Source organism: Azospirillum sp. UFLA03-27, assembly GCF_059803775.1.
In genome coordinates, this window is record NZ_JAUQTX010000308.1 from 1 (window position 1) to 6,615 (window position 6,615).

General features: G+C 71.8%; 3 protein-coding genes. 1 reads left to right on the plus strand and 2 read right to left on the minus strand.

Features of this window, described 5'->3' with window-relative positions; translation table 11 throughout:
• The coding region (locus Q4I23_RS28970; RefSeq protein WP_498528507.1) for a glycosyltransferase at positions 1–1,979 on the minus strand (1,979 nt) is incomplete at its 3' end.
• Positions 1,980–1,981: 2 nt separating this feature from the next.
• Positions 1,982–3,199, minus strand: a complete 1,218-nt coding sequence (locus Q4I23_RS28975) for a glycosyltransferase family 4 protein (protein WP_498528508.1) — start codon at positions 3,197–3,199, stop codon at positions 1,982–1,984.
• A 110-nt stretch (positions 3,200–3,309) separates the two neighbouring features.
• Here Q4I23_RS28975 and Q4I23_RS28980 point away from each other — a divergent pair.
• The coding region (locus tag Q4I23_RS28980; RefSeq protein WP_498528509.1) for a tetratricopeptide repeat protein at positions 3,310–6,615 on the plus strand (3,306 nt) is incomplete at its 3' end.

Genomic DNA, 6,615 nt, shown 5'->3' on the forward strand with positions numbered 1-6,615 from the left:
GTTATAGTCTCGTGGGCTCGGAGATGTGTATAAGAGACAGATCCAGGGTTGCAGCGAATCGCCCGCTCCCAGGCCGCCAGCGCCGCGTCGGGACGGCCGAGCGATTCCAGGGCTGCGGCCAGCGCCGCGTGGCCGCCGTACAACTCCGGGCTGAGCCGCAGCGCTCGCCGGGCGTGCTCCGCCGCGCCCGGCGCGTCGCCGAGGGCCAGCGCGGCCTCCGCACAGTCCGCGTTGAGTTCGGGCCGCATCGGGTCCAGCCGGAGCGCGCGCTCCAGCACCCGTGCCCCCTGCCGGTCCTGCCCGAGCCGCCGGTTCGTGCGGCCCAGCAGGTGCTGGGCGTTGATGAGGCCCGGCTGGAGCGCCAGGGCGCGGCGCAGCCGGGGGGCAGCCTGGGCATGGGCGTCGGCGTCGACCAGCATGGAGCCGAGATTGCACCACGCGGCGGCCGCGCCGGGATGAAGGCATGTCACGGCCCGGAAGGCCGTCAGCGCAAGCCGGTCCCGCCGAAGCCGGTGCGCGAGCAACCCCAACTCGAACCAGGCTTCGGTGCGGCCGGGGTCCTCGGCGGCGGCGCGGGTCAGCGCGGCCACGGCGCGGTCGGGCTGCCCGGCCTGGATGGCCTCCTTCGCCACAGCGAGGAGGTCGATGGCGCGCGGGGCGTCCCACGTTTCCGAAGGGGCCGTTGCCGGGGCCGGGAGCGGACCCTCGGGTTCTGCCCTCAGGAACGGCGGTCCGCTCCAGCGGCCGTCGCGCAGAAGCGCGTCTCTCCTGGCTTTCAGCGCGTGGAGGCGGCGCTGGGTCAGGATCTCGATCGCGACGAAACGGGGGGCGGACGTGACCTGTTCCGTCGGCTTGGCGCCGCTGGTCATCGTCTGGCGCTGCCGCGCCAGGGCGTTGTCCGCCCGCATCGTGTAATGGACCGTCTTCTCCGCGATCCGGACTCCGCCGAACATGCTGTGGAGCGCCCGGCCGTAGGCCACGTCGTCGGCCACGGCCGGGTGGAACGGCGCCTCCTCCGGGAAGCCGCCGATCAGGTCGTGGCAGACGCGCCGGACGCAGAGGTTGCACGGGTAGCTCAGCTCCGACGCCTCACGCCACGCAGGGGTAATCTCATGGTCGATGCTGTCGAACTGCATCCCGGTGCGAACGAACCCGGCGTCGGGGGTGTGGTCCAGCGCCGTCGCCGTCAGCACGAAATGCCGCTCGAAGAAGTAATCGTCGGCGTCGAGGAACCAGATGTACCGGCCAAGCCCCGCGGCGGCGCCGATGTTGCGCGACCGGCCCGCTCCCTGGTTGCGGTTGTTCGCGATCAGCGCGACGCTCTGCTCCGGATGAGCCCGCGCCCAGCGCAGGACCCGCGACGCCGTCTCGTCGGGGGAGGCATCGTCGACGACGCAGATATGGACCTGCGCCCGTGGGTCCCGTAGCGTCTCGCGGTAGACGCGGGCCGCGGCGGCGACGCTGCCGAGCGCCCGCTCGATGGTGTCCTCCATCCGATGCGCGGGGATCACCACGGTGCCGAGAAAATCGGTATCGGCCTTGAGGCGCGCGATCCCCCGCAGGGCGATTCCCGGTCCGCAATCCCCGGAGCCTGCGACCGCGTGCAGCTGTTCCGCCTCCGCATCTCGGCCCTGGACCAGGCGCACGACACCCAGGGCACGGGCGAGGTCGCCCTGTGGCGGGATGAGGCGCGCCAAGGGCTCCAGCAACGCAGCCGCCTCGTCGGCCGCCCCGTCCTGCACGCGCACCAAGGCCCGGCTGGTGGCGAGCCTCAGGGGCTCGCCGATCTGCCGGCTGAGCGTTTCGAGGTCGCCGTGCAGGCGGGCGGCCCGGACGAACAGCGTGATCGCCCGCAGGTCGTCGCCCGCCGCTCGGGCGGCGAGCGCCGCGTGCTGCCACGCCACCGCATCGGCCGGATCGACCGAGAGCGCCGGCCGGTGTAATGGGGAGCCTTCGGAATCCTTGATATCCCGCGCCATTCCTAGGCCACCGCCGCCACGAAGGTCTCGGCGAAAGCGCGCCACGTCCGCCCGCCGCGCAGGAAGGCCCGCGCCGTGTCGGCACGGGCGCGGGCGGCGGCGCGGTCGGTGTAGAGGCTTTCGAGATGGGCGACCACCTCCTCGACGGACGATTCTCCCCAGCCGCGGCGCCGGCCACCTTGACCTGATTCGGGATCGGTGACGGGGTCCTGCCGGAGCAGCGGCAGGCAATTGCCGTCGCGGATCAGGTCGAGATGACCGGTGTTGGCCGACAGGATGACCGGCACGCCACAGGCCATCGCTTCCATGGCGACGAGGTTGGTCGCCCCTTCGCAGCGGTTGGGAAAGAGGGCGGCGTGGCAGTCCGCCAGGATCGCGGCGATCTGGCCGCGCCCGAGAAAGCCCATGTCGACGAAGCCCTCCGGGGGCACGCCGCAGTCCATCGCCCATTCCACGATGCGCAGCTTGCCATTGTCGCCAACGGTGGGGGCGGAGGGCACCAGCGGGGATTCGGCGATGTCGGCGGAGGTGTGCGGCCAGGGGTTGTGCCACGCGGTGACCAGCAGCGCGTCGGGATGGCGTTCATGGAACCGGCGGAAGGCGGCGAGCACGATGTCCTGCCCCTTGCGGAACTCCACCTTCCCGCCCGAGAAGACGACGAAGCGGTCGCCGAAGCGTCGGGACGGCGGAACCGGCGCCAGCTCGTCCGGGTCCACGCCCTGGAAGGCACAGCCGACGTCGGTGATGCCCTGCTCGGCCAGCAGCGCCCGGTTGTACTCGGAATGGACCACGAGCTTGTCGTAGCTCCGCGCGCGGCGCAGCGTGTCCTCGTCGAACCGGGTGTCCTCGAAGGCGATGACCCCGACGTTGCGGCTGCCGCGGAACCGGGCGGAGAGCGGCCCGGCGACGAAGCCGTTGCCGAGCGCGTGCAGGACGGTGCAGTCGTTGAGGCCGAGCATCCGGTTGCCCGACCGCTCGGCGATGGCGGTGATCTGCCGATGGCCGTCCAGCAGGGCTTCCAGCTTTTTCCGGTTCTCCGGCCGCAGGGTGGACAGAAGCGGCTTTTCCAGCAGGAGCGGCGGCCGCCCCCGGTCGATCAGGTGCAGCGCCGTGTGGACACCGACCAGACCCCAGCCGTGGATCTCCGAAAGCTGCCACGTCAGTGCCAGATTCTGTTCCGCGCACGGCTTCCCGACGCCCTCCGCCGCCAACTCCGTCACGCGCCGCACATCCTTTTTGCCCATGGCCTTGGATGGTAGGATAGCAGAACGCGGGCGCCGATCCACAGCGTGAGCCGCTGTTCAGCGCCAGCCAGCCAGCCCGAGCCAGCATGACCGTCAAGATCGCCTTTCTCGACCCGGCGGGTGGGGACTACACGCCGGACACGCCACGCCTGCACCCGCTCGGCGGTTCGCAATCGGCCCTGTGCTACCTCGCGGAGGCGCTGGCCGCCGCCGGGCTTGAGGTCACGCTGGTCAACGGCACCCGGACGCCCGGTCTGGTGCGCGGGGTGCGCTGCCTTCCCGCCGGAGCGGTGTCCTGGGAGGGTATGCGCGTCTTCGACGTCGTGGTGCTGCTCAACGGCTGCCCGACGGAGGCGTTGACCCGGCTGCGCGCGACCCTCGACGGTGGGCGGAAGCTGATCCTGTGGATGCAGCACGCCATCGACCAGCCCGCCGCCCAATGCCTTGCGGAGCCCCAGGCACGCGCCTGCTGGGACGGCTACGCCTTCGTCAGCCGCTGGCAGATGGACGGCTATCTTACTGCCTTCGGCCTCGACCGTCGGCTCTGCCGGATCCTCCGCAACGGCATCGCGCCGGCCTTTTCCGGCCTGTTCCCGCCGGGGGCCGACATCAGGGCGGTGAAGCCCTGGCCGCCGGTCCTGGCCTACACCAGCACGCCCTTCCGCGGCCTCGACGTGCTGCTCGACAGCGTTTCCCGTCTGCGGGCAGCGATTCCCGGAACCACCGTCCGGGTGTTCTCCAGCCTGGACGGCTATCAGGTCCCCGCCGAACGGGACCCCTACGGCGCCCTCTACCGGCGCTGCCGCGAGACCGAGGGCGTGGACTATGTGGGGGCGGTCTCCCAAGGTGCTCTGGCCGAGGCGTTGCGCGGCGCGACCGGCCTCGCCTACCCGAACCGCTTCGCCGAGACCTCCTGCATCGCCGTCATGGAGGCGCTGGCCGCCGGCTGCCTCGTCCTGTCCAGCGCGCTGGCGGCGTTGCCGGAAACCACGGCCGGCTTCGCCCGGCTGATCCCGGTTCCGGAGGACCCGGCGGAACACGCCGTCCGCTTCGCCGAGACCGCCCGGACGGCCCTGCTCCAGTGGCGCGACGAGGGCGCGACCACCGCCCGCCGGCTTCGCGAACAGGTCGATCACGTCACCACCGAAATGAGCTGGACCGGACGGGCCGGGGACTGGCTGGCGTGGTTCGACGAGCTGAGAGGCGACCGGAGGGCCGCCGCGGACATGGCAACGTCGGCCGTCACCGCCAGTCTGGCCGACGCGCAGCAGCGCCTGCTGGACGCGCTGGGCGCCCACCTGAACGCCCGCCCCCCGGCCAAAGAGGAGCAGGCTTGGCGGGCGGAGGCACGGGCGCTGATCGCGCTGATCGAGGGTTCGCTGCGGCTCGACCACAACACGGAGGAGAACCGGTCGGCCGTCTGGACGACGCTGCGCGGGTTCGACGCCTGGTTCGCCTACGTCACGACGCTGACGGATACGCCGCCGCCCGCGGCCCCGCCACCCGGCGGGCGGCGGATCTACGATTGCTTCCAGTTCCACAACGAGCTGGACCTTTTGGAGGTGCGGCTGGCCGAGCTGGACGCGGTGGTCGACCGCTTCGTCCTGGTCGAGGCGACGTTCACCCACGCCGGCGATCCCAAGCCCCTCCATTACGCGGAGAACCGCGCGCGCTTCGCGGCCTACGCCGACAAGATCATCCACGTCGTCGTCAATGACGATCCCGGCGGCTTCGCGTGGCAGCGCGAGGCCCACCAGCGCGACGCGATCACCCGCGGTCTCGACGGCTGCGACCCGACGGACATGATCGTCGTCTCGGACGTCGACGAAATCCTCCGGCCCTGGGTGATGGAGCGGCTGCGCCGGGAGCCGGACGACGGCCGCTCCCTGTTCGCGCCGCACCTCGACATCTTTCTCTATTTCCTCGACCTCAAATCGCCCGATCCCTGGGTGTCGGTGGCCGCCGCGCCGTGGGAGTTGATCCGCCGGATCGGCGCCAACCGCGCCCGCTACCTGACCAAGCTGGGGCATGGGCGGGTCGTCCCGGACGCCGGCTGGCACTTCACCTGGATGGGCGGGATCGAGCGCTTCCGCGCCAAGCTGCAGGCCTTTGCCCATCGCGAGATGATCGCAGCCTTCGATCAGGACCCGGCGGCGAACCGCGAACGGCTGGACCGCTTCTACGCCACCGGGCGCTTCGACGGCGGTGCCGTTCCCGGCATGTGGACGTCCCTGGCGCCTGTCCCCATCGACGCCGGCTTCCCCCGGCTGATCCACGAGCGGATCGAGCATTTCCGCGCGCTCGGCTGGATCTCGCCGGACACCGGCCCGCCGGTCCCGGAGGAGCCGATCGCGGACTCCGGGTCGGAGCATCGTCGTGCCGTGGTCCTCGACCCCGCCTCCATCGACGCCTTCCATGCCCTGGCGATGGAGCGGCTCGGCCGCAACGCGCCGGAGGAGGCCGACGGACCGCTGCGCCGCTGCGTCGTCCTCGATCCCTTCGGCACCTTCCACCGCTTCCATCTCGCCCACGCGCTGCTGATGCGCCAACGCTACGGCGAGGCGGAGGGCGTGCTGCGGGAGCTGGTGCGCCTCGCCCCCGACGACCATCGCGCCCGCGCCAACCTGGGCATCGCGCTCAAGAATATGGGCCGCCACGACGAGGCGGTCGGCGCCGGACGCCGGGCGCTGGCGCTGGCCCCAGCCGAACCCGGCGTGCTCAGCAACCTGGGGCTTGCCCTTTCCCTGCGGACCGGTGGGGACGAGGAGGCGGCCCGCGCGCTGCATTGGGCGGTGACGATCGACCCGGACTTCACCTCGGCGCGGCTGAACCTCGGGCTGGTGTTCAGCAAGCTGCGGCGCATGGGGGACGCGGAGGCCCAATGCCGACGCCTCCTCGACCGCGATCCCGACAACGCCGAGGCGCACACCCTGCTGGGCACCTGTCTGCTGCTGCGCGGCGAGCTGGAGGCGGGGTTCCGTGAATACGAGTGGCGCACCCGGCTGGCCGACCGTCACGTCACGCCGCGCGGCTTGCCGACTCCGGTGTGGGAGGGTGGAAACCCGGACGGCCTTACGATCTTGCTGCACGACGAGCAGGGGCTCGGCGACGGCATCCAGTTCGCCCGCTACGCACCCCTGCTGCGCCGCCGGGGCGCCCGCGTGATCGTCGAGTGCGACGACCGGCTCGTCCGCCTGTTCGCCACGCTCCCCGGTGTGGACGCCGTCGTCGGACGGTCCGACTCGCCGCCGCCGCACGACGCCCACGCCGCTCTGCTCAGCCTGCCGCACCGCCTCGGCACCACGCTGGCGACCGTTCCGGCCGAGATTCCCTACCTGCGCGCCGAACCGGCGCTGGTGACGCGCTGGGCGACGCGCCTGGGGCCGCGGACG